The following is a 21,445-nucleotide window of genomic DNA, read 5'->3' as shown; positions in this document are numbered from 1 at the left end:
TCATGGGTATTATTTCATTAAAAAACGTAAACAAATACTATAAAACAGGCGATAACTCCTTTCACGCATTAAAGGATATTAACCTAGAAATCGAAGAAGGAGAGTTCGTTGTTATACTTGGAAAAAGCGGTTCGGGAAAAAGCACTCTGCTTAATGTCATCGGGGGTCTTGACGGATATGATTCGGGTGATGTTATCATGGAGGGTTTCAATTACCAAAATGCTGATGATACTTTGATGTCAGATCTCAGATGCAGAAAGATAGGATTTGTTTTCCAGGCTTACAATCTCATACCGGTACTCAATGTTTATGAGAATATCACTTTCCCGGTAAATATAGGCGGCGGAAATGTGGATAAGAAATACATAGCGAATGTAATAAAAGAGCTTGGACTTGAAGGCAAGGAAAAATCCTTTCCTAATCAACTTTCCGGCGGACAACAGCAGAGAGTTGCCATAGCAAGAGCTCTTGCCAATAAGCCCAAGATAGTTCTTGCAGATGAGCCAACAGGAAATCTGGATACCGCCATTAGCTCAGATGTAATAGAATTGCTAACTCATGGAGTTAAAGAGTATGGTCATACTCTTGTAATGATAACACACGATCCTGATATCGCTCAATTCGCTGACAGAATTGTTACTATTGAAGATGGTAAGATCGTTTAAACTCCATGAGAAGCAAAAATTGAAGAGACAGCAATGAGGCAAGCACTTTAAAAACTCTTTATTATCTCCGCGAAATTGCCTATGATACAATTAAAAGGTGATAATATCTTTTTCTTTCTAATACTTCACTCTTTTTTCCGTATAGAAGAAAAGACCCCGCATAACGCGAGGTCAACTTTGTTGGATCATGCAGGAGTAAAAGTGCATCCGACTGCTTCGCAAGCAGCCTTCATTTCATCGATTCCTTTTCTGGTATTCATCATAACAGGTTATAATATGGATATAATAATCTAAACTTTAGTTCTCTATAGCGCATGACTTTGAATTTCATGGGTACAAAACTTTGAAATTTTATAATTTCAGCAGAAGGCATTATTATGCTATAGAGGATAGCTCATCTTTGTGTCACGCGTGACACATTAACCATGAGTATTCCAACTGCATGATTCCCTTCAAAAACGTAAAAGCACACTCCCAATTTCAGGAAATGTGCTTCGGGGAGCAGATGTTCTTCCTATTTTTTCTCATACAAAAATCCTTTCTCCTATTTTTGTATAAAATTTAGGAGAAAGAAAAGGTTTAGGAGGAGAACCCACACAATCATCTTACGAATAATCAAAAAGTATGATAAACAGGCGATTTTGCTATACCAGAGCTGTTCTAAAGCCAGAGAACAGCTCTTTATTTTTTCTGCCGATTGACCTTTCTTACGATCTATGCTATAATTATTACAATTAACACATTCATTAGGGAGGTTTGCCATGAAAAAGATACTGATCGCCGAGGACGATAAAGAGATCAACCGTCTGATATGCGAATATTTGTCCTCGCAGGGCTATGAAACCCTGGCGGCACTGAACGGGCTTGACGCCGTCCGTATCACCCGAGAACAGAGTGACCTGTCGCTCCTGATACTTGACTTGATGCTACCGTTTCAGAGCGGTGATATGGTATTGCAGAAGATACGGGAATTTTCCGATATTCCCGTGATTGTGGTTTCGGCAAAGAGTGAAACACGCTCAAAAATAGACCTGATACGAATGGGAGCTGATGATTATATCACCAAGCCCTTTGACCTTGACGAGCTGCTTGCCCGTGCGGAAGCCGTTCTGCGGCGGCATGAGGGAAATGCCCATAAAATCGGAGAAAATAAAGTGCTGACCTATAAAAACCTCTCACTTGACACTACATCAGGAACTGCGTTCGTATGCGGCAAAACGCTCACTCTGACCAGCAAAGAGTTTGCAATAATGGAGCAGATGCTGAAAAATCCTTCTAAACTGTGGTCGAAAGCAAACCTTTTTGAAAGCGTGTGGGGCGAGACTTACATCGCCGATGATAATACTGTCAAAGTCCATATGAGCAATATCCGTCAGAAGCTGAAAATGCTCGATTTAGACAATGAATATATCGAAACAGTCTGGGGTATGGGCTATCGTCTTGCAACTTAACCTTTTCCGAACCTTCGCTTAACCTTTTCTTTACCTTTGCCTGTTAGAATGGTATCAACAAAACGAAAGGGGGCGGCGCTATGGGAAATAGCGTGATAACCATGAGAGGACTTTGTAAGTCCTACAAAAAGCAGGAAGTCCTGCACGATTTCAGCCTGACTGTAGAACGTGGACACATCTGCGGTCTGATCGGTCCGAACGGTGCAGGCAAGACTACGATCATGAAGATACTGGCAGGGCTGTTCTTTCCAACAAAAGGGGAACTGGAGCTGTTCGGCAGTTCTGAGAATCTGGACAATTCCCGCGCAAGGATGAGCTTTATGATCGAACAGCCGATCATTGCAGGCTCTATGTCAGCCCGTGAGAATTTGCAGTATATCCGCTATCTGCGGGGCTATCCCGATGAAAGGCGCATTGATGAGATACTGGACATTGTTGGGCTTGCAAGCACTGGAAAGAAACGTGCAAACAAATTCTCGCTCGGCATGAAACAGCGGCTTGGTATCGGTATGGCACTCCTGCCGAAGCCGGAGATCATGGTGCTGGACGAGCCTGTGAATGGACTTGATCCAGAAGGCATTGTGGAAGTCCGTCAGCTTATCAAGCGTATGCAAGAGGAGTGGGGCGTGACCGTTCTGATCTCAAGTCACCTGCTGTCGGAGCTGTCCGAGCTTTGCACCGATTTCTCTATCATCAGCCACGGAAACCTTATCGAGAACCTGAGCCGTGAGGAACTGCTTGTCAGGTGCAGGAACCATATTGCCCTGCGGACTGACGACATCAACAAGACTGCGGCAGTACTGGAGGATAAGCTGTCCATTCACGATTACAAGGTCATTCACGGCGAGGAGATACAGATTTTTGAACGGCTTGGTGACATTCACCACATTTCCAAAACGCTGACAGATAACGGGCTTGTCATCACAAAGCTGAACGAGGAAGGTCAGAATTTGGAGGACTATTATCTCGAAAAGGCAGGTGGAAGGAATGAATAATATCATCAAGACGCAAATGTTTATCATGAAGCAAAAGATCGTTTCGTTGACCGCCGTATTCATAGCCGCTGTTGTGGTAATAGTATCAGGCTTTTTGCTTAACCCGAATCCGGCAGAAACCTTAACACAGCCCGGATTTATGGCGATGTTTATTGTCTTGTTTATTCCCATTATGGTGATATCCTATTCCTATTCTGAAAGAATACAGATGTATGAGATCATGGCAGGTTTCCGACCGCACCAGATCATTCTCGGAAAAACTCTTGTGATACTGCCGCCGCTCTTAGCTTTTCTTGCCGCATCAGCTATCGTAAGCCTTATCAATGACAGCAGTCAGCAGACATTGGAACGGCTCTTGCTCTATTGTATCCTGTGCGTCAGGGCAACTCTTTGTATAGTCTTTCTCAGCCCGGTGCTAAAGATAGGTACATTCGCTCCTGTATTTAGTGTGATGCTGCTTATGGTGAATGGCTCTGACACGGAAGCACTGGCTCATTCTCCGCTGTCGCTGCTTTGCTTCGGACAGTGTACACTGCTTATTCGTGACATAACTGATGGCTTTGTGATAAAGGTCATCATATCAGCAATCGTATCCTGTACGATCTACTATCTCATCGGCTATTTCACGCTGAAAAAGAAAATCGAACTTGAACCGCACCCAATCAGCTGAAATTAAAAGGAGGTACACGCTATGGAAATTCTGCTCGGAACAGTCTGCGTGTGTCTCCTTGTTATTTTGTGCGTTCTGCTGTGGAAGTATATTTCGCTGAAAAAGAATCTACGCCGATTCTCGCAGGAGCTTGAAAAGCTGAAAGACAGTGATTACAGGCAGCCTGTCAAGGTCACGGATTTTGATAAGGATTTAGTTGAACTCGCTGTAAAGGTCAATGAGCATACCGACATTCAGCGGCAGCTTGGCGTGGAATACGAGGAACGCAAAAAGCAGCTTGGAACAATCATTTCGGGCATTTCCCACGACTTCCGCACGCCGCTGACGGCTTCCCTCGGCTATCTGCAAATGGTTGAGAAAACCGGTCAACTATCTGATAAAAATGCGGAGTATCTCGGTATCGCCATACAGAAAAATCAGTACTTCAAAGAGCTTTCCGATGAATTCTTTGAGCTGACAAAGATAGAAAACGGCGGTGAGGAGCTGAGTATAGAGGAGATCAACCTCAGTAACCTGCTGACCGAAGCGGTGCTTGAACAGCATTCATGGATAGCGGAGAGAAATATCTCAACAGACTTTGAAATTGCAGACGGTATCGTGATACAGGCTGATGTGCATTGCCTGACAAGGATACTGAACAATCTCATGTCCAATGCACAGAAATATACCGCAGACAGCTTCGGTGTTGCGCTGAAACAAGACGGTGACCGTGTGATATTATGCGTATCCAATACTCTTGCGGACAGCACCTCGCTCGATATTGATAAAGTGTTCGATTCGTTTTACCGTATGGACGCGCGGACAGCAGGCGGCAGCGGACTGGGGCTGTATGTTGTGAAGCTGCTTTGCGACAGGCGTGGCTGGACAGTAGGTGCGGAGTTGAATGATGATGTCTTTTCTGTAACAATATCGATATGAATACTTGGCTCGGAGAACGCTCTCTGAGCCTTTTTATTTTTGTCGGACATTTTTTCCCATAATTATCAAGTACAGCTCTTATGATTTCGTTATCCCATGAGATATTATCAAATTGTCTCATAACTTTTTCTTCTACTACGAATTATTATTTCTCCTATAATATGCGCCTAATTAGTAGAAATGTCTATGATATAGTAGTAGAAAAAATATACCTGTGGTTTACTTGATTTTTTCTTGTAGATATGATATAATGACCACAACATCAAAGAAAGGAGAAAACCGAGATGAATAAGTTCACTGTTTCATATCTGTATAGCGAATCATTATTGAGCCTCGTCCTCGAATCGGAAGAGACTTCTTTTGTGCTGCGTACAGATAAAGTGGATGAACATTTCGGGATTTCTTGTTTCTAAGTATTATTGATCCTTGTAAGTGAAACACCGTCTGTTTGCAGCAGGCGGTGTTTTTGTTATGCCCGTGTGTATGAACGTTATCACCATAGTTGATAACTGGCATACATTTATGTTTTAGGAACAGGCTTTTTGGGGCTCGAGTCTCCCCACGGGTATTATTTTTGCGGGATTGGCGGAACAGGCATACGCGACGGTCTCAAATACCGTTTTATTCAGGGTTCGACTCCCTGATCCCGCATTTTTATGCTCTCGTAGACCAACGGCAGAGTCAACGGACTTAAACCCCGTGTAGTGTGAGTTCGAATCTCACCGGGAGCATCAGGATCAATATATTTAGAAAGGAGATGTTTTTATGCCTGTAATAGATGTCAAGGCGACAGGTGCGAATATTAAAGCTATAATGAAAATGAAGGGCTTCAAGATCGCTGATGTTCAGGCAAGGTGCGGTTTCAATACTCCGCAGGCTATTTTCAAGTGGCTGCGTGGAGACGCTGTGCCAACTATCGATAATATGATAATCATAGCCGATATGTTCGGCGTGACTATCGATCAGATAGTTATAATCAAGAAGATCTGACTGTTATTTCGGTAACAGTCATAAGGCTGCATCGTCTAATGGTCAGGACACAAGGTTTTCAACCTTGAAACGTGGGTTCAACTCCCACTGCGGTCATTAATTCATCCGTATATGACATCAGCTATATTATAAGTATTCAAAAAAATATTTCCATCCTTAATTGACTTTTTTGGGATTTTCTTATATAATTAAATAAGAATATTGTATTACTTATTTGAGATAATGAAAGGATGTTTTCTTATGTCCATAGATAAAAGAACCGAAATGATCCTAAAAAAAGAAGCATTAACTATATTTAATCAGTTTTGTTCGGAGCTGCCCTCATATTCTTTAGGTCTGCTAAAAATGTATCTGGAAAAATTCGAAAATGATGATCCTGATAATAAAACTGTTGTTTTTTCTAAAAAAGAATACGAGATGAAACTGGAAAATGAAGAAGTATCAGACTATGAGCTTCAGGACGGCATTTCCGGTTTGTTGAAACCTGTAAGTTTTAAAGGCGAAATTCGAATGATGTTTTCTATGTTCGAAGGTGCTAATGTCAAGAAGACAAACGGTGAATATTTTATTTATTTAACCTGTAGTGATATCGCAAAGAATTGTATCTTTATAAATCCGGATGTCGCAAAATGCAATTTAACAGAAGAAGTGCAAAAAAGAATTATAGCATTAAGAGAAGAAGAATAGCTTACAAAGCTACTTGACAATTCTCTTTATGAGTGATATAATCAGTTACAACAAGAAGGGGAGCAGTAAACTCCCGAATTACTTTACGAAAGGGTGAAAACAATGAATTCTATCATGAACAATACTGTTGTCAGATCATATGATGATTACCAGTGCTTCTTTAGCTTTAGTTTTGATTGGCAAGACGAAGGCTTATTTGTGCTGCATACGAACACCGGTAATTGTTCAGTTCAAAGATAGAGTTTATTGACCATCTTCTGAAAGAATATAACCGTCTGTATGTAGTGCAAACTCATACAGACGGTTTTCTTATTCTATCGGAAGGTGGTATTATTATGGCTGAAGAAATGCCTGTCATAAATATGACAGCAACAGGCACTAATATAAAAGCTCTTATAAAAGCAAAAGGTCTCAGGGTGACAGAACTTCAGAACATTCTGGGTTTCAACACACCTCAGTCCATTTTCAAATGGATGAGAGGGGAGTCCATACCCTCTATTGACAATCTGGTGATACTGGCTCATATCCTGAATGTCACCATTGATGAGATAATAATCCTTAACTAATACGTCCTGTTCATTCAGGACACACGGCTCCGTAGTTTAACCGGCTAAAACACCGGCCTGTCACGTCGGATAGCGCGGGTTCAAGTCCCGCCGGAGTCGCCATAATTCCGTTTCGTCTAGTGGTAGGACATCGGTTTCTGACACCGAAAACGGGAGTTCAAATCTCTCAGCGGAAATAATTTGACTGTGTAGCCAAGAGGAAAGGCTGTCGGCTGCAACCCGACGAGCGTAGGTTCGACCCCTATCACAGTCTTTACAATATGCCCCCGTAGCTCAGTTGGTAGAGCGCAGGTCTGAAGAACCTGGCGTCGCAAGTTCGATTCTTGCCGGAGGCACTATAATTCCGTTTCGTCTAACAGGCAGGACAACAGACTTTGACTCTGTCAATGGGAGTTCGATCCTCTCAACGGAAGCTAATAAGTCTCTATTACAAATTATGTATTGAAATTCTAACGGGTATCATCTTTAGAATTCAAGGAGTAGTTTGTAATAGATACGATAGAAATAGGAGAATAGTTCAATGGCTAGAATGACGGTCTCCAAAACCGTAGATCTCAGTCCGACTCTGAGTTCTTCTGTCTATACTACAGGTTTATTGAAATCTGTACTAAGTTATGTTATAATGTCATTAAAGAAATCAAGAAAGGAAGTTCATTATGAAAAACACAGTATTTGCATTCTCATATTCATATAGTTATTCAAGCGTTGTTCAGAAGAATAAGGCTCGTTTGGCTATGCGTGAATGTTGATACTGCTTGATGATAAGCTTCAGCATATACCGTCTGGCTTTCGGGTCAGGCGGTATTTTTTATTTGTTATTCGGGAGAGTCACCCAGCGGCGAGGGCAGCTGTCCGTAAAACCGTGACATTAGAAACATCGAAGGTTCGAGTCCTTCCTCTCCCACCAATATGAGCAGGTACAGAGAATCGGCAAACTCGGCGGTCTGTAAAACCGTTGCTTTATGCGTAGTGGGGTCGGCACCCACCCTGCCCACCATATGTCGGCATAACCCTAACTGGTAAGGGATCGTCTTGGAAAGGCGAGAGTAATCGGAGTTTTCCGATGTTTCGGTTCGAATCCGAATGCCGACGTCATGAGCTGTGTTAGTGTAATTGGTAACACACTGCTCCCGAAAAGCAGCGTCCTTTTGGACTTACAGGTTCGAGTCCTGTACACAGCGCCATATGGTCACATAAGCCTAATTGGTAAGGCAGCGGTTTGCTAAACCGTGAGTAATCGGGTTATTCTGATGTCCGAGTTCAAGTCTCGGTGTGGCCGCCACATTTGCCGTGTATGCAGGCTGGCTCTGCGAACTGTCCTGAAAACAGCATGCCGAAAAACGGTACGAGGGTTCGATTCCCCCACACGGCGTTATGATAAACTATAATCATTAGAAAAAGTGATTTTGGCAAAAAGAAAGGGGGCTACCACGCAGTAGCCCCACGATCTTTGAGCCGAAGCTCAATTGTCCATTGCCTTATACCGTCTCGCCTTACGGTATTGCCCAAATCATAGTATATCACTTCGGACGCTCGTTGTCAAGTGTTTTGCTTTAAGAAAGATAAGATTTTCTGTTTCGTGGTATATTACAATCAAAGGGATACCAATGACCTTTATCCTTGTATACTACAGAAATAAGTTCATTTGCATTCTTGACCTGTATCAGAAGTGAACGTCCGCTCATGCTGTATTCATCATCTACATATCTTATTATAACAGTGCTGTCGGGAATCAGTTGTTGTAGTATTTTTTCATAAACCTTTCTATCGAAGATGAAATCAGAATCCGTTGCTGACGTGAAAACCTCGATAGCATAACAAAGACTGTCGAATTCTTCTTCAGATTCAGCACCTGCAATATAGTCATCATACGCGACCTTGATGAAGAACCCATACTCGATGTTATCATAATACTCTACTTTCTTGGACAATTCCTCCGAAAATAAAATTATAAATATTCACTTACACTGCTGTCAAGCAAAGAGATGAGTTCCTCGTCCATAAACCCATATTCATCGGGAATGTTTAGGCAGATAACCTTTTTGTCCGAAAGTGACGAGCTGTATTTATCCTTTATTCTGCGAAGATGTTTCTTTTCCATACAGAAGATCACGTCGGACCAGCCGATAAGACCTTCCGTGACTTTGACGCGTGAATTGTTTTCCGTGCCTGCGGAGCGTACCTGATGTCCATTATATCCGTCGAAGTATTTCTCGGCGGTTAAACTGCGACGTTTATTTTGGCTGCATAGGAATAGTATTTTCATGGTTTTCCTTTAATTGTCATTCATTCCGAATTTCTTGCTTAATAATCTGGCTTTCCACTTGTTTTCAATTTTGACAATGTCTTCTGTAATGATTGTTTTCGGGAGGATTTGCAGTATCGAAAACTGGAAAGCATGGTATCTTTCGGGATAGTAACAGATAAGTTCTTTCATCTTCTTGTTATGTCCGTGATGTGAGTTTACATAGCAGCACCATCTGCCAAATAAGCCATCTTCACCGTAAGCCGAGCCGACATATTGCTTGCCAGTTTCGGTATCAACAATAAGATAGATAGATAGCATTTACTGATTTCAGTGCAATGTGCCATGCTTCGTATATCTCTTTGTTATCCACGATTTCTTTAAGCTGGTCATAGGAAAGCAACACTTCATCATATCCCATAAATACTTTCTTCTGGTCGGGCATTATTGAGATAACAGGCTTTTCTGTCGTTCCTTTTTGATGCCACATACGAGCTGATGTTCCCCAATCAATGGTGAGTTTACCCTCATATTCTTTTAAGATATCTAGTCTTTCAAGATCGTATATAGCATATTTACCTGTATATGCTTCTATATCAGGCATTCCTTCAGGCATCATATCAGGAGTGTCCGAAACATAATCTCCGACTTTGTAAATGGCGTAAAGCTGAGCCAAAGTACCTTTGCCGCTTATGAATACGACCCAGTAATCATATCCTTTGTTAAAGTCTTTTTTCTGATGACAAGTGTATTCATATATTTTACCTCTATCGGCACATTTTTTGAACCCCTTATCAGAGAGTGCGTGTCTTATTAGCTTGACTTTTTTGGGGTCTAATCCTACTTTTTTCAGAATATCAGAAAAATACAGTATTGCCATATTATTCCAGCCTTTCAAATCTCCTAAATGACTTTCCATCCTTTTCGATGATCTCATTCCACATCTCGGCAGGTCGCACCCATACTCCGTGCTCGCCGTAAAGCGCACGATAAACGACCATAGGTTCAAGCGTTTCCGAGTGCTGTGCTATTTCAAGAACTTCATATTCGTTACCTTTGTAGTGACGGTATTTGCCTTTTGGAATAGTGTTTAATGCTTCCTTATAGGTCACTCTTTGTCATCTCCTGATATAAAACTCTCTATAACTGCCATGATCTCATCAAGGCGCTTTTCACCGATACCATTGATTTTTCCTATCGCATTACGCAAATCGTCCGGGTGAACATATGTAGTTTCTACACTTGCAACACCTTGATTGTATATCTCTTTGAGTGTAACGCGCATCTGCTCTCGGCTCATTTTCTTGATTTCTTTGTATTGGGAACGTGTAAGTTCAAATGGGTTTTCTTTTTCTTCTGACATTATATGGATACTCCTTTCATTTCACATCAAACGCACATTCATCCTCCGTCCCTGTGAGTTCAGCCCAGCGGGCGGAGAGGAGTTTTGCATAGGCTATTGGGTCAAGACCGTATGAGCCTATACATACAGTCGCATTAACTTCGACCAGTAAAGTTTTGCCGTTTTTTGTTACCCCAAAGTCCAGGGCATACCCTTTCGGCTGATCAGAATAATCCGCTACCGCTTTTTCTACCACACCGGGATCAAGTGGATATCTCCAGTCGCCCTTATATATCCTGACATCTGTAATAGTTCCGTATCTCACAAAACATCTGTATTCCGAAACAAGATCTATCGGCTCACTGCAATAGACTTCCGTATCTTCAAAGCAGTTCCCGCACCCTATCAGGTCTTTTGCAGTATATACAGTTCTTCCCATAAAACGTTTGTTGAAGACAGGCTTTACAAACACCGGCCAAAGTTCCGGAGATGAATTGATAGTATTTATGGTTGAACGCCATATTTTTCTTCCGAGATATTTTTTCAGATTATCCGGATAATCTATATCCGGCATATCTGCTCCTGTTTCGATCAGACGGCGTTTAACATGACCTATACCGCTTACTATCAAATCAGCTTTATCATGCCGTTGAGTCAGTTCGGTATAATCATGAAAATGAACTATCTCAAAACCCATTTTATGAAAACCTATCTGAGCAGAAAGATTATCATAATCATCGACCTGTCCCTTTTCATCACAGTAAACAAATACTTTCACGGGTATCGCTCCTCGTCTTTCATTATAAAGAATATAACAATTATACCATACCAAAATTCGATAGTCAATAAATTTGTTGGCAAAATGCCCTGAAATTCGAACTTTAAAGCTTATTATCATATAAAAAGCTTCCTCAATCTTCCGGAGTTATCATTAAAATCTATTTGACTTTTTTCGAGTTTTTGTATATAATCTATTTGAAGCACTTTTCAGAAAGGATGATTAAAATGCATAAACGTACACAGGAAGAAAGAATATTCGGAACTTGGGTCGTAGTAGATGAAAATTCCAATCTTAAATGGTTTTTTCACAATAAAGACGCTAAGGAATATAAACAATTTTGTGAAAACAATGGCATAAACGCTTATATCTGTAAAAATATAACTGATTCAGAGAATGAAAATTTCGGATATTATTTTGAATAACACCGAAACTTACGCTTAAAAGAACTTGTAATCAAACACAAGTTCTTTTTTTATTGTTCTGTATTTTCTTCTATCATATTATCAAGAATCCATCATAGTAACATTAACTATTATGTAAATACTATTTATCTCAAAAAAAGCCCGAAGGAAGCTCATAAGCTTCTGTATGAGCACACACCCCGATCGGAACAACGTTCCGGGCGGGGGTGTTTTTTGTGATTTACACTAAAAGAAAAAATTCTTTTGAATTCCAGGTAGGAAACGAAATCAAAAAACCAAGTTCAAAATAAAACAGCAGGGAAGTGCTCAGATGATTAAACGTGAAAAATAAAAAGAATAGTGCTTTGAAAAAAAATTATATTCCAAAATAAAAAATAATTTAATTTCTACATCCTCTAAAACCGCGTATTTTCGGGATAAATCAGCCATCTACATTTATTAATATAACGTTTACAAAAACTTTATAAAAGAATTTCTATGGAATTTCAATATTAAGAAAAGCCCGAAAATAAGCCATTTGACGGGAATTTACTATTTAAAAAAGGCAAAAAAACAATAAAAAAAATAGTTTTTTCCGTTTTTATCTAAATAAATTTTCTTATATAATACTTGTAGTGATAATGATTGATAATTTGGAGTCTAGTGATCGTCTTATAAAATAAGCTTATGTAATATATAATGAAGCACTTAATGAAATAAATAATGAATGATTCAGTACGACATAAATGTACGTATGAAATATTTTTTGAATTTGTAGTTATACTCAGTATCGTAGAAATGAAAAATCCAGTAAGAGCTTATACAAGATGATCTAATTATGCCGGACTCGGAATAAACTGAGTCCGGTTTTTTGTTGAAATCAAAATTTCAGATTTTCATTTTTTGAATTTATGTTTTTCTTAATAGCTCCCTTGTAGTGTACACACGAAAAAGTGTGAAAATTCTAAGGGGCTATTTTATTTCTTGAGACAGTAGGATAGCAAATGAACGACACATAGTTACTGTCAAAATATACATTAATATAATTTTCTAATATGAATTAGCAACGAATGATTAAGAAAATATATCGAAATTATTGACATTGATAATTATGTGTGCTATCATATTTTGGGAAATATTGATATTTATTACGATTTTCAACACGATAATTCAGGAGGTCATTAAAATGAAGATGAAAAAAGTATTAGCGGTAGTGATGGCGTTTTGTATGGTGGCAGGTGCGGTTAGCTATGGAGCACCCTTTATCTCGCAGGCTATTACGGCTCAGGCAGATGTAATTGAGGACAGCTGTTATTCTTTTGATGAAGCGACAGGTGTGCTGACGCTGAGGGGAACGGTAGACCGTTATACATTAAATGAATTTAGCAAAAGTTTCAAGAATTTAGTCATATCAGTTGTCGCTGAAAAGGGAACAGTTTTCCCTGAAGACTGTAGTAGAATTTTTGCAGATTACATAAATTGTACTTTTTTTGACCTTTCTAATGCAGATACAAGCAGTGTCAAAGATATGTCAAATATGTTCTATGCGTGTTCCGTCATGACCGACCTTGATCTGAGCGGATTTGATACCAGCAATGTAACTAGTATGCGTGGTATGTTTATTTACTGTACAGGGCTGACATCGGTTGATCTAAGTTCGTTTGATACGGGCAAAGTAACAGATATGCAAGAAATGTTCTCTCACTGTTCTGGTTTGACAACGCTCGATGTAAGCAACTTTGATACAAGCAATGTTGAAAATATGTATGGTATGTTCTCTCACTGTTCTGGTTTGACAACGCTCGATGTAAGCAACTTTGATACAAGCAATGCTGCAAATATGGGTGCTTTGTTCAGTGGTTGTTCCAATCTGACCACGCTCGATGTAAGCAACTTGGATACAAGCAATGCTGCATATATGAGTACAATGTTCGCTTACTGTTCCGGTCTAACAAAACTTGATTTACGCAATTTTGATACAAGCAAAGCCATAGATATGGCAGGTATGTTCGTCAAGTGTGAGAAATTGTCCGCACTTGATGTAAGCAGTTTTAATACAAGCAAAGTAACAAATATGAGTGGTATGTTCTATTATTGTTCAGGACTTACGATGCTCGATGTAAGCAACTTTGATACAAATAACGTCACAATTATATCCAATATGTTTGAGGGCTGTACCGGATTGACAAAACTTACTCTCGGCGAGTATTTCAAAAGTATAAATGAAGAAATCAAACTGCCAAATGGTGACGGCTGGGTCAATTCCAAGGCTCCCGAAACAGTTATAAGCGGTGACGGAGAATATGCAGTTATCACCAACAATGGCAAGAACACCTACAAGCGCTGTACTGCCAACACGCCAACATACCCCACAAACATCAAGGTAGAATACAGCAAGGAATATCACCAGGTAAGATTTACATGGGACAAAGTCGAAGGTGCTGACAGATACGGCATAGCTGTATATCTGGCAGGGAAGTGGAGAGTTCAAGCGCAGAATATCACCGGAACTGTTTACACTTCTCCCAAGAATCTGACACCTGGTAAGACCTACAAGGTAGCAATCGCTGCAAGAGTTAACGGAAAATGGGATACTGCTAATGCTATCAAAAATGCTGTGACTGTTACTATAAAGTGATGGTCTGATATTGATACATACTTAAAAACTAAGGAGAGCATAGGTGCTGTCATGGGTTATGTAAATCAAATCATTTAATTAAGAAAGGATAATTATCATGAAGAAAAAATTACTTGCCCTGCTTTGCGTGGGCGCGGTTCTTTCAACGAACATTGGTACATCAAGTCTGATCTTTGCTGATTGGACAGGCGAAGTTATTACTGCAAGCGCTGCTAATTATCAACCTGTTCAAAATGATGAATATATGTATTTATCACTTGATGATGATACTGTCCTTTTATGCAGATATCTGGGTGATGATACGGAAGTGAACGTTCCTTCGGAGATAGATGGAAAAACTGTAACGATCATCGGCTCATCCTGCTTCAGTTCAAAATCGCTTATGACTTCGGTCACTATACCAGACACTATCACCAGCATAGAAAGCTCTGCTTTTTCTTCTTGTTATGAACTTACCTCCGTAAATATACCCGACAGTGTAACAACTATAGGCTCATATGCCTTCAGGGATTGTAGAAAGCTCAGTGCTGTAACGATCCCTGAAAATATTACATCTATCGGTATTGAGGTGTTTGCAGGCTGCACGAGTTTCAATGATATAAATGTATCCGAAAACAACCCGGCATATTCAAGCTTTGATGGTGTGCTGTATACCAGAGATATGAAAACACTACTGTCCTGCCCGAGCAGAAAGACATCTGTAACGATATATAGCGGTGTTACCAAAATAGCTGACAGCGCTTTCATGAAATGTGAGTATCTCTCCTCAGTGGATCTGCCCGATGGTATCACAAGTATTGGTGATAAAGCTTTTGCATACTGCAATTCCCTTAAATCTATAACTATCCCCAAAACAGTTACTTCCATAAAAAGACATCTGTTTGAAGAAAGTTATTCCCTGAAAGAGATTAAAGTTGCCGATGGAAATACGACATTTGCAAGTTATGATGGCGCTTTGTATACCAAGGATATGAAGACTATCCTGGAATGTCCTGGCGGAAAAACATCAATCAAGTTTCACAACGATACCACTGCGATAGGAAACTATGCTTTCTTTTATTGCAAACGTCTAACCTCGGTGAGCATACCCAAAACTGTAACATGCATCGGCGATTATTCATTTAATCACTGTTTGAACCTTACTTCGGCAACTCTCCATGATAATATCACGTACTTAGGCAAATATGCTTTTAGTGATTGTATACGCCTTTCCTCGGTACATATACCAAAGAGCATTACAACCCTTAACGATTATGTATTTCATGCATGTGGGTTTACTTCGGTATCCATACCTGATAACATAACCGTCATCGGTGATGGCGCATTTATGCGTTGCTATAAACTTTACGATATAGATATACCCAAAACTGTCACCTCGATTGGAAGATTTGCTTTCACTAATACAAAATGGGAAAAAGACAGACAAGCAGAAGATCCTTTTATCATAGTAAACGGTATTCTGATTGATGCAACGACCTGTTCGGGCGACGTGGTTATCCCCTCCGGTGTTAGTATCATAAACGGTACTGCATTCTATTATGCAAATGGCATCACATCAGTAACTATTCCAACCGGTGTTAAAACAATCATTGATAACGAATTTACGTACTGCACAAACCTTAAGTATGTAGTTATCCCCACCAGCGTTACAAACATAGGTTATTGTCTTTTTCCCGGTTGCACCGATCCCGATTTCAAAATACTCTGCAATAAGGGCTCAGCCGCTGAAAAATACGCTGTTGATAACAAAATAGCCTATGAGCTTATTGACACATTCCCAACCAACATCAAGGTAGAATACAGCGAAAAATATCATCAGGTAAGGTTCACATGGGACAAGGTCAGGGGTGCTGACAAATACTGTTTAGCCGTATATCAGGCAGGCAAGTGGAAAGTTCAGACACAGAATATCACCGATACAGTATACACTTCTCCAAAGAATCTGACACAGGGTATGACTTATAAAGTTGCTATCTCCGCAAGAGTGAATGGCAAATGGGATACTGCAAACGCGATAAAAAATGCTGTGACGATCGTCAAAATTCCTTACGCCTCAGTGGATACGGATGGAGATGGAATCATTAACGCTAAGGATAGTCAGCCAAATCAAAAAAACAACTATCCATCAGTTCTTGTTGATTACATAAATAAAGGTATAGTTGATATGAATTACACAGAAGAAACAGTTGATGATTTCGTTATATGTAAAACACCTTTGTCTGAAATCCTGTTATCTTGTAATGTCAATTCTTTAACTGATGATGGGGGAGTTGACCACGCTGTTGATGGAAACTACGATGATTGGTATATAATGGCTTTAAATCGCAATGGTACAGCAACTTACGGATTATACAAAATGCGTGAACAGGAATACGATCCCGATGATGATGATCATGATAATAATGTACCCGGCGTTACAATTTCTTTTGTGGAGTTTGATATAAGCAAATTAAATGACGTGATTTATCATAATACCTCAGATACATCAGACTTGTATAATGAGATTCAAAAAGTTGTACAAGTTCCGGATGCACCATACTCACCAGAATTACAATCTTATTTTGCAAATGTTAATTCAGAGGCACCCTATCTGATCGCAGAAGCTTATGTGGATAAGATCGCAAATTCTTATTCAATTTCATCGATACCTTTTCCCCAAAAACTAAATGAAATTTATACTAATATAGCTATCATAAACGCAGAGATAATTGTTGCAATGATTAATTCTCGTAAAGATGTACCTATACTCCTTGCAAAGAAAGCAGAATTAAATAAAGTCCCTAATGCTTTGACTGATTGTAATAAAAATTTTGGAAGTATTATAGCCGACGAAAATACCGGAACAATCCAAATCACAAGTTCCAGCAACTTGGATTACAATGAAAAGAGGGCTATCCTGAGTGCATATACTGCCGATACTTCATTTAACATGTTTGCTGCTGAAGTTCAGTTTCATGCCGAGTATCTCGATGATGGATTAATTTCTGATCTTGTGTATAGTCATGTTATTCATGCCGATATGACAATTGATCAAAGCACTACAGACTATTTAACCGATACTTATCACAATCCCAACGACAGTAGAGTAGTAGCACAGGCGAATGCACACGTAAAATATTAAGATGGTCAATAAAAAAATATATGCATCATAAGTACAGCAGTACTATATTGATCATATTTTCTGTATTATTCTTTATTTCTCATAATACGAAATTAAGTATGAATAATCGAGCTCCTGTTGAGATGGCATTTCCGGCAGGAGCTTGATTTAGAGGTAAGCGGAATATTACACGCTTGATTTTTTCTCAGTAATAAGCTCAACATTTTTCTGTTTTTATCTTCTTTTAATTCTAAAATAAAAAAATAATTCTATTTCCCAAATCTCTTAAACCGCGTGTTTTCGGGCAATATCAATCACATATATTTATTAATATAACATTTACAAAACTTTAATAAAAGAATTTTTTGAAAAATAAAATTCCAAAAAAGCCCGAGAATAAGCCATTTGAGAATAATTCATTTCAAAAAAAACCAAAAACCAAGAAAAAAATAGTTTTTTTTCGTTTTTATTTATCTAAGTTTTCTGCTATAATACTTGTAGTGATAATAATTGATAACTTGGAGTCTAGTGATCATCATAAAATAACCTTATGAAATACCTATCGAAAAACATAATGAAGAAAATAACAGATACTTTTGCATGACTTAACACAATTTAAACTTTCAGATCAAATAAAAGAATAAATACAAAGTATTTGTAATAGTAAGTATCATACCCCAAAACAAACAACTCTACGAAGGTTAAAGATGATCTAATTATGCCGGACTCGGAATAAACTGAGTCCGGTTTTTTTGTTGGAATCAAAATTTCAGATTTTCATTTTTTGAATTTATGTTTTTCATAATAGCTCCCTTTTAGTGTACACACGAAAAAGTGTGAAGATTCTAAGGGGCTATTTTATTTCTTGAGACAGTAGGATAGCAAATGAACGACACGTAGTTACTGTCAAAATATACATTAATATAATTTTCTAATATGAATTAGCAACGAATGATTAAGAAAGTATATCGAAATTATTGACATCGATAATTATGTGTGCTATCATATTTTGGGAAATATTGATATTTATTACAATTTTCAACACGATAATTCAGGAGGTCATTAAAATGAAGATGAAAAAAGTATTAGCGGTAGTGATGGCGTTTTGTATGGTGGCAGGTGCGGTTAGCTATGGAGCACCCTTTATCTCGCAGGCTATTACGGCTCAGGCAGATGTAATTGAGGACAGCTGTTATTCTTTTGATGAAGCGACAGGTGTACTTACATTAAAGGGCAAAGTTGATGGTGATACTTTACGTGGATTAAATTATAATTTTAGAATTAAAGTAAAATCCATTGTAGCTGAAGAAGGAACTGTTTTCCCTGAAGACAGTCACAGCCTATGTTGGGCTTTTTATTATTGTACATCTATAGATTTTTCTAATGCAGACACGAGCAATGTTAAGAATATGTCGCAAATGTTCTGGGGCTGCAACTACGTGACTAATATAGATCTGAGTGGATTTGATACAAGCAATGTAACAGATATGTCTTATATGTTTGCCTCTTGTTATGCACTGCCAAAAGTAAACTTAAGTTCATTTAACACAAGCAAAGTCAAGTCTATGGCTTGTATGTTCTCTGGTTGTTATAACTTGGAATCAATTGATTTAAGCAATTTTGATACAAACAATGTTTCTATCATGGGAAGTATGTTCAACCAATGTTATGCTTTGACGTCCCTTGATCTAAGCAGTTTTGATACAAGTAATGTTACATATATGAACAATATGTTCGCATATTGTTCTATCCTTACATCACTTGACCTTAGTGGCTTTGATACAAGTAATGTAATAAATATGTCCTTAATGTTCTATGAATGTAAAAGTCTGACTTCGCTAAATTTAAGTAATTTTAATACAAGCAATGCTGAAGATATGCATATGATGTTCTATGGCTGTTCAGCTTTAACTGAACTTGATGTAAGCTCTTTTGATACCAAAAAAAGTTGGCGTATAGAGAGAATATTTGAGAACTGTTCAAGTTTGACATCGATTGATATAAGCGGCTTTGACACAAGCAAAATTCTATATCCATATAATGCCCAGCTATTCATGGGTTGTTCTAAGCTAAAAACCATTTCCCTAGGAGAAAATTTCAATAACATAAAATCGGATGCAAAGCTTACCAACGGAGAAGGCTGGGTAAACGATAAAAACCCAAAAACTGTCGTAAGCGGTGATGATGAATATGCAGTTATCGAAAACAGTGGCAAAAACACCTACAAGCGCTTACCTATCGAAGAAGAAACAAAGATTACTTACCCTACAAATATCAAAGTAGAATACAGTGAGAAATATCATCAGGTTAGATTCACTTGGGATAAGGTCGAGGGTGCTGACAGATATGGTATAGCTGTATATTTGGCAGGAAAGTGGAAAGTTCAGATGCAAACTACTGATACTTTCTACACTTCTCCTAAGAATCTCACCCCCGGAAGAACTTATAGTGTAGCTATCGCTGCAAGAGTTAACGGCAAATGGGATATTGCAAACGCAACGAAAAATGCTGTGATAATTGTCAGAATTCCTAATGCCTCGCTGGATAAGGATGGTGATGGAATCCTTAACGCTAAGGATAATCAGCCAAATCATAAAAACAACTATCCATCAGTTCTTGTTGATTACATAAATAAAGGTATAGTTGATATGAATTACACAGAAGAAACAGTTGATGATTTCGTTATATGTAAAACACCTTTGTCTGAAATCCTGTTATCTTGCGGCGTCAATAATTTAACTGATGCTGGAGGAACTATATACCCCGTTAATGGATACTATGATGATTGGTATATAATGGCTTTAAATCGCAATGGTAAAGCAACTTACGGATTATACAAAATGCGTGAACAGGAATACGATTCCGATGATAATAATGATCCCGGCGTTACAATTTCTTTTGTGGAGTTTGATATAAGCAAATTAAACGACGTGATCTATCATAATACATCGAATACATCAGACCTGTATAATGAGATAGACAAAGTTGTAAGAGTTTCTAATTCACCATACTCATCAGAATTACAATCGTATTTTGTGGATGTTAATTCAGATGCGCCTTATCTGATTGCAGAAGCCTATGTTGATAAGATCGCAAATTCTTATTCAATTTCATCAATACCTTTTCCCACTCAACTAAATGATATCTATAGTGAAATTGATAACGTAAACGCAATGATAAATAGTATAACGAATTCTATTAATCCAAATTCACTAGCATTAGATGTTCTCTATGAAAAAAGAGCAAACTTAAGCAGAGTTCCTAATGCTTTGACTGATTGTAATATTAATTTTGGAAGTATTATAGCTGACGAAAATAATAAAGTGATCAAAATCTCAAGTTCAAAAAACTTGGATTACAATGAGAAAAGGGCTATTTTGAGTGCATATACTGCCGATACTTCATTTAATATGTTTGCTGCTGAAGTTCAGGCTCATGCAGATTACCTCGATGATGGATTATTATCAAGTATCGATAAGTGGTATAGTTCTGCTCTTCGTGCCGATATGGCAATCGGCGAAGGATATGAAAGCGGAGGTTTCGATAGCTATTACAACCCCCATAACATTAGAGTAGTCGCTCAGGCAAATGTACACGGAGATTATTAAGAAGGTAAAAAAATTTCTAATTCCCAAAGCTCTTAAACTGCGTAAAATCGGACAAAAGTGATTTTCTTATAAGTCATCTTGAATCTGTAATTGTTTTTTGTATCGTAGAAAAAAATAATCCAGCAAGAGCTTATGTATGACGATTTATTATTAGGCCGGACTTAGATTTTTACTAAGTCCGGCTTTTTCTGTTTTAAGTCTATGATGCAGGGTTGCTTTTTGAGCAAAAATATGATATAATTGTACAAAGGTTTGCTTTCGTATAATAATCAGTTGGAGTCTAAATTCCTGTTTTTTAATTAGAAGTATTTTTTGTAGAATTATAAAAAAACAATTATAATATCAAGGGGAAGAGCTGAAACTTCCCCTTGATAAGCAAAATGTAACA

General features: G+C 38.5%; 19 protein-coding genes and 13 tRNA genes. 25 read left to right on the top strand and 7 right to left on the bottom strand.

Annotated features, from left to right (window positions below; genetic code table 11):
• The first annotated feature begins 2 nt into the window (after positions 1–2).
• The 21 genes from N773_RS0118545 to N773_RS0118455 all read left to right on the top strand — a co-directional run bounded on the left by N773_RS0118545 (position 3) and on the right by N773_RS0118455 (position 8,224).
• Positions 3–665: an ABC transporter ATP-binding protein gene (locus tag N773_RS0118545; RefSeq protein ID WP_024859123.1), complete on the top strand. Its 663-nt coding sequence runs from the start codon at positions 3–5 to the stop codon at positions 663–665.
• 761 nt (positions 666–1,426) lie between these two features.
• Positions 1,427–2,116, top strand: a complete 690-nt coding sequence (locus N773_RS0118540; RefSeq protein WP_024859122.1) for a response regulator transcription factor — start codon at positions 1,427–1,429, stop codon at positions 2,114–2,116.
• A gap of 80 nt (positions 2,117–2,196) precedes the next feature.
• Complete coding sequence (locus N773_RS0118535; protein WP_024859121.1) at positions 2,197–3,111, top strand: ATP-binding cassette domain-containing protein; 915 nt, start codon at positions 2,197–2,199, stop codon at positions 3,109–3,111.
• Positions 3,104–3,781, top strand: a complete 678-nt coding sequence (locus tag N773_RS0118530) for a hypothetical protein (RefSeq protein ID WP_024859120.1) — start codon at positions 3,104–3,106, stop codon at positions 3,779–3,781. Before N773_RS0118535 ends, N773_RS0118530 begins: the two co-directional genes overlap by 8 nt.
• A gap of 21 nt (positions 3,782–3,802) precedes the next feature.
• Positions 3,803–4,699, top strand: coding sequence for a sensor histidine kinase (locus N773_RS0118525; protein WP_024859119.1), 897 nt, complete (start codon positions 3,803–3,805; stop codon positions 4,697–4,699).
• Positions 4,700–5,275: 576 nt separating this feature from the next.
• A tRNA-Leu gene (locus tag N773_RS0118520) sits at positions 5,276–5,350 on the top strand.
• Positions 5,351–5,357: 7 nt separating this feature from the next.
• A tRNA-Leu gene (locus tag N773_RS0118515) sits at positions 5,358–5,430 on the top strand.
• Positions 5,431–5,464: 34 nt separating this feature from the next.
• Positions 5,465–5,689, top strand: coding sequence for a helix-turn-helix domain-containing protein (locus tag N773_RS0118510; protein ID WP_013483374.1), 225 nt, complete (start codon positions 5,465–5,467; stop codon positions 5,687–5,689).
• A gap of 24 nt (positions 5,690–5,713) precedes the next feature.
• Positions 5,714–5,785, top strand: a tRNA-Glu gene (locus N773_RS0118505).
• Positions 5,786–5,929: 144 nt separating this feature from the next.
• Entirely contained in the window at positions 5,930–6,376 is a 447-nt protein-coding gene (locus N773_RS0118500; protein WP_024859118.1) for a hypothetical protein, read from the top strand.
• Between the two features lie 335 nt (positions 6,377–6,711).
• Positions 6,712–6,942 carry a helix-turn-helix domain-containing protein gene (locus N773_RS0118495; RefSeq protein WP_024859117.1) on the top strand — a complete coding sequence of 77 codons (231 nt, stop codon included), beginning with the start codon at positions 6,712–6,714 and terminating at the stop codon, positions 6,940–6,942.
• 25 nt (positions 6,943–6,967) lie between these two features.
• A tRNA-Asp gene (locus N773_RS0118490) sits at positions 6,968–7,044 on the top strand.
• A gap of 3 nt (positions 7,045–7,047) precedes the next feature.
• Positions 7,048–7,118, top strand: a tRNA-Gln gene (locus N773_RS0118485).
• A gap of 6 nt (positions 7,119–7,124) precedes the next feature.
• Positions 7,125–7,195: transfer RNA gene (locus tag N773_RS0118480), tRNA-Cys, on the top strand.
• A gap of 9 nt (positions 7,196–7,204) precedes the next feature.
• A tRNA-Phe gene (locus tag N773_RS0118475) sits at positions 7,205–7,277 on the top strand.
• Positions 7,278–7,448: 171 nt separating this feature from the next.
• Positions 7,449–7,520, top strand: a tRNA-Trp gene (locus N773_RS22425).
• A gap of 243 nt (positions 7,521–7,763) precedes the next feature.
• A tRNA-Tyr gene (locus N773_RS0118465) sits at positions 7,764–7,849 on the top strand.
• 4 nt (positions 7,850–7,853) lie between these two features.
• A tRNA-Tyr gene (locus tag N773_RS22420) sits at positions 7,854–7,939 on the top strand.
• Positions 7,940–7,942: 3 nt separating this feature from the next.
• Positions 7,943–8,034, top strand: a tRNA-Ser gene (locus N773_RS22415).
• 6 nt (positions 8,035–8,040) lie between these two features.
• Positions 8,041–8,126 (top strand) — tRNA-Ser (locus N773_RS0118460).
• Positions 8,127–8,129: 3 nt separating this feature from the next.
• A tRNA-Ser gene (locus tag N773_RS0118455) sits at positions 8,130–8,224 on the top strand.
• 271 nt (positions 8,225–8,495) lie between these two features.
• Here the strand turns inward: N773_RS0118455 and N773_RS0118450 are convergent.
• Genes N773_RS0118450 through N773_RS0118425 form a run of 7 tightly spaced genes read right to left on the bottom strand, consistent with a single transcriptional unit; the run spans position 8,496 to position 11,307 of the window.
• A complete protein-coding gene (locus N773_RS0118450) occupies positions 8,496–8,873 on the bottom strand; it encodes a hypothetical protein (protein WP_024859116.1) in 378 nt (125 codons plus the stop codon).
• Positions 8,874–8,890: 17 nt separating this feature from the next.
• Positions 8,891–9,208 (bottom strand): low molecular weight protein tyrosine phosphatase family protein, encoded by a 318-nt coding sequence (locus N773_RS0118445; RefSeq protein WP_024859115.1) that lies wholly within the window; start codon positions 9,206–9,208, stop codon positions 8,891–8,893.
• 9 nt (positions 9,209–9,217) lie between these two features.
• Positions 9,218–9,508 carry a GIY-YIG nuclease family protein gene (locus N773_RS23110; protein ID WP_242840461.1) on the bottom strand — a complete coding sequence of 97 codons (291 nt, stop codon included), beginning with the start codon at positions 9,506–9,508 and terminating at the stop codon, positions 9,218–9,220.
• The gene (locus tag N773_RS23105; protein ID WP_242840460.1) at positions 9,483–10,124 is read right to left on the bottom strand and encodes a hypothetical protein; all 642 of its coding nucleotides are present in this window, start codon (positions 10,122–10,124) and stop codon (positions 9,483–9,485) included. Before N773_RS23105 ends, N773_RS23110 begins: the two co-directional genes overlap by 26 nt.
• Complete coding sequence (locus N773_RS0118435; protein ID WP_024859114.1) at positions 10,069–10,299, bottom strand: DUF1653 domain-containing protein; 231 nt, start codon at positions 10,297–10,299, stop codon at positions 10,069–10,071. Before N773_RS0118435 ends, N773_RS23105 begins: the two co-directional genes overlap by 56 nt.
• Entirely contained in the window at positions 10,296–10,550 is a 255-nt protein-coding gene (locus N773_RS0118430; RefSeq protein ID WP_024859113.1) for a hypothetical protein, read from the bottom strand. Before N773_RS0118430 ends, N773_RS0118435 begins: the two co-directional genes overlap by 4 nt.
• Positions 10,551–10,566: 16 nt before the next feature.
• Positions 10,567–11,307 (bottom strand): ATP-grasp domain-containing protein, encoded by a 741-nt coding sequence (locus tag N773_RS0118425; protein WP_024859112.1) that lies wholly within the window; start codon positions 11,305–11,307, stop codon positions 10,567–10,569.
• A 227-nt stretch (positions 11,308–11,534) separates the two neighbouring features.
• Here N773_RS0118425 and N773_RS22745 point away from each other — a divergent pair, with 227 nt between their 5' ends.
• The 4 genes from N773_RS22745 to N773_RS21610 all read left to right on the top strand — a co-directional run bounded on the left by N773_RS22745 (position 11,535) and on the right by N773_RS21610 (position 21,057).
• Positions 11,535–11,732, top strand: coding sequence for a hypothetical protein (locus N773_RS22745; RefSeq protein WP_024859111.1), 198 nt, complete (start codon positions 11,535–11,537; stop codon positions 11,730–11,732).
• A 1,165-nt stretch (positions 11,733–12,897) separates the two neighbouring features.
• Positions 12,898–14,349 (top strand): BspA family leucine-rich repeat surface protein, encoded by a 1,452-nt coding sequence (locus N773_RS21615; protein WP_024859110.1) that lies wholly within the window; start codon positions 12,898–12,900, stop codon positions 14,347–14,349.
• A 97-nt stretch (positions 14,350–14,446) separates the two neighbouring features.
• On the top strand, positions 14,447–17,470 hold the full coding sequence (locus N773_RS0118410; protein WP_024859109.1) for a leucine-rich repeat domain-containing protein: 3,024 nt from the start codon (positions 14,447–14,449) through the stop codon (positions 17,468–17,470).
• Between the two features lie 1,046 nt (positions 17,471–18,516).
• Positions 18,517–21,057 carry a BspA family leucine-rich repeat surface protein gene (locus N773_RS21610; RefSeq protein WP_024859108.1) on the top strand — a complete coding sequence of 847 codons (2,541 nt, stop codon included), beginning with the start codon at positions 18,517–18,519 and terminating at the stop codon, positions 21,055–21,057.
• The last annotated feature ends 388 nt before the right edge of the window (positions 21,058–21,445 follow it).

This window comes from Ruminococcus albus AD2013, assembly GCF_000526775.1.
In the GTDB taxonomy this organism is placed as follows: domain Bacteria; phylum Bacillota; class Clostridia; order Oscillospirales; family Ruminococcaceae; genus Hominimerdicola; species Hominimerdicola alba_A.
Note: the sequence above shows the minus strand (reverse complement) of the source record. Positions and strands in the feature narration are given on the sequence as shown.

Coding starts and splice junctions, on each gene's coding strand:
- N773_RS0118545 (WP_024859123.1), top strand. CDS start 3: ATGGGTATTATTTCATTAAAAAACGTAAACAAATACTATAAAACAGGC.
- N773_RS0118540 (WP_024859122.1), top strand. CDS start 1,427: ATGAAAAAGATACTGATCGCCGAGGACGATAAAGAGATCAACCGTCTG.
- N773_RS0118535 (WP_024859121.1), top strand. CDS start 2,197: ATGGGAAATAGCGTGATAACCATGAGAGGACTTTGTAAGTCCTACAAA.
- N773_RS0118530 (WP_024859120.1), top strand. CDS start 3,104: ATGAATAATATCATCAAGACGCAAATGTTTATCATGAAGCAAAAGATC.
- N773_RS0118525 (WP_024859119.1), top strand. CDS start 3,803: ATGGAAATTCTGCTCGGAACAGTCTGCGTGTGTCTCCTTGTTATTTTG.
- N773_RS0118510 (WP_013483374.1), top strand. CDS start 5,465: ATGCCTGTAATAGATGTCAAGGCGACAGGTGCGAATATTAAAGCTATA.
- N773_RS0118500 (WP_024859118.1), top strand. CDS start 5,930: ATGTCCATAGATAAAAGAACCGAAATGATCCTAAAAAAAGAAGCATTA.
- N773_RS0118495 (WP_024859117.1), top strand. CDS start 6,712: ATGGCTGAAGAAATGCCTGTCATAAATATGACAGCAACAGGCACTAAT.
- N773_RS0118445 (WP_024859115.1), bottom strand. CDS start 9,208: ATGAAAATACTATTCCTATGCAGCCAAAATAAACGTCGCAGTTTAACC.
- N773_RS23110 (WP_242840461.1), bottom strand. CDS start 9,508: ATGCTATCTATCTATCTTATTGTTGATACCGAAACTGGCAAGCAATAT.
- N773_RS23105 (WP_242840460.1), bottom strand. CDS start 10,124: ATGAGATCATCGAAAAGGATGGAAAGTCATTTAGGAGATTTGAAAGGC.
- N773_RS0118430 (WP_024859113.1), bottom strand. CDS start 10,550: ATGTCAGAAGAAAAAGAAAACCCATTTGAACTTACACGTTCCCAATAC.
- N773_RS22745 (WP_024859111.1), top strand. CDS start 11,535: ATGCATAAACGTACACAGGAAGAAAGAATATTCGGAACTTGGGTCGTA.
- N773_RS21615 (WP_024859110.1), top strand. CDS start 12,898: ATGAAGATGAAAAAAGTATTAGCGGTAGTGATGGCGTTTTGTATGGTG.
- N773_RS0118410 (WP_024859109.1), top strand. CDS start 14,447: ATGAAGAAAAAATTACTTGCCCTGCTTTGCGTGGGCGCGGTTCTTTCA.
- N773_RS21610 (WP_024859108.1), top strand. CDS start 18,517: ATGAAGATGAAAAAAGTATTAGCGGTAGTGATGGCGTTTTGTATGGTG.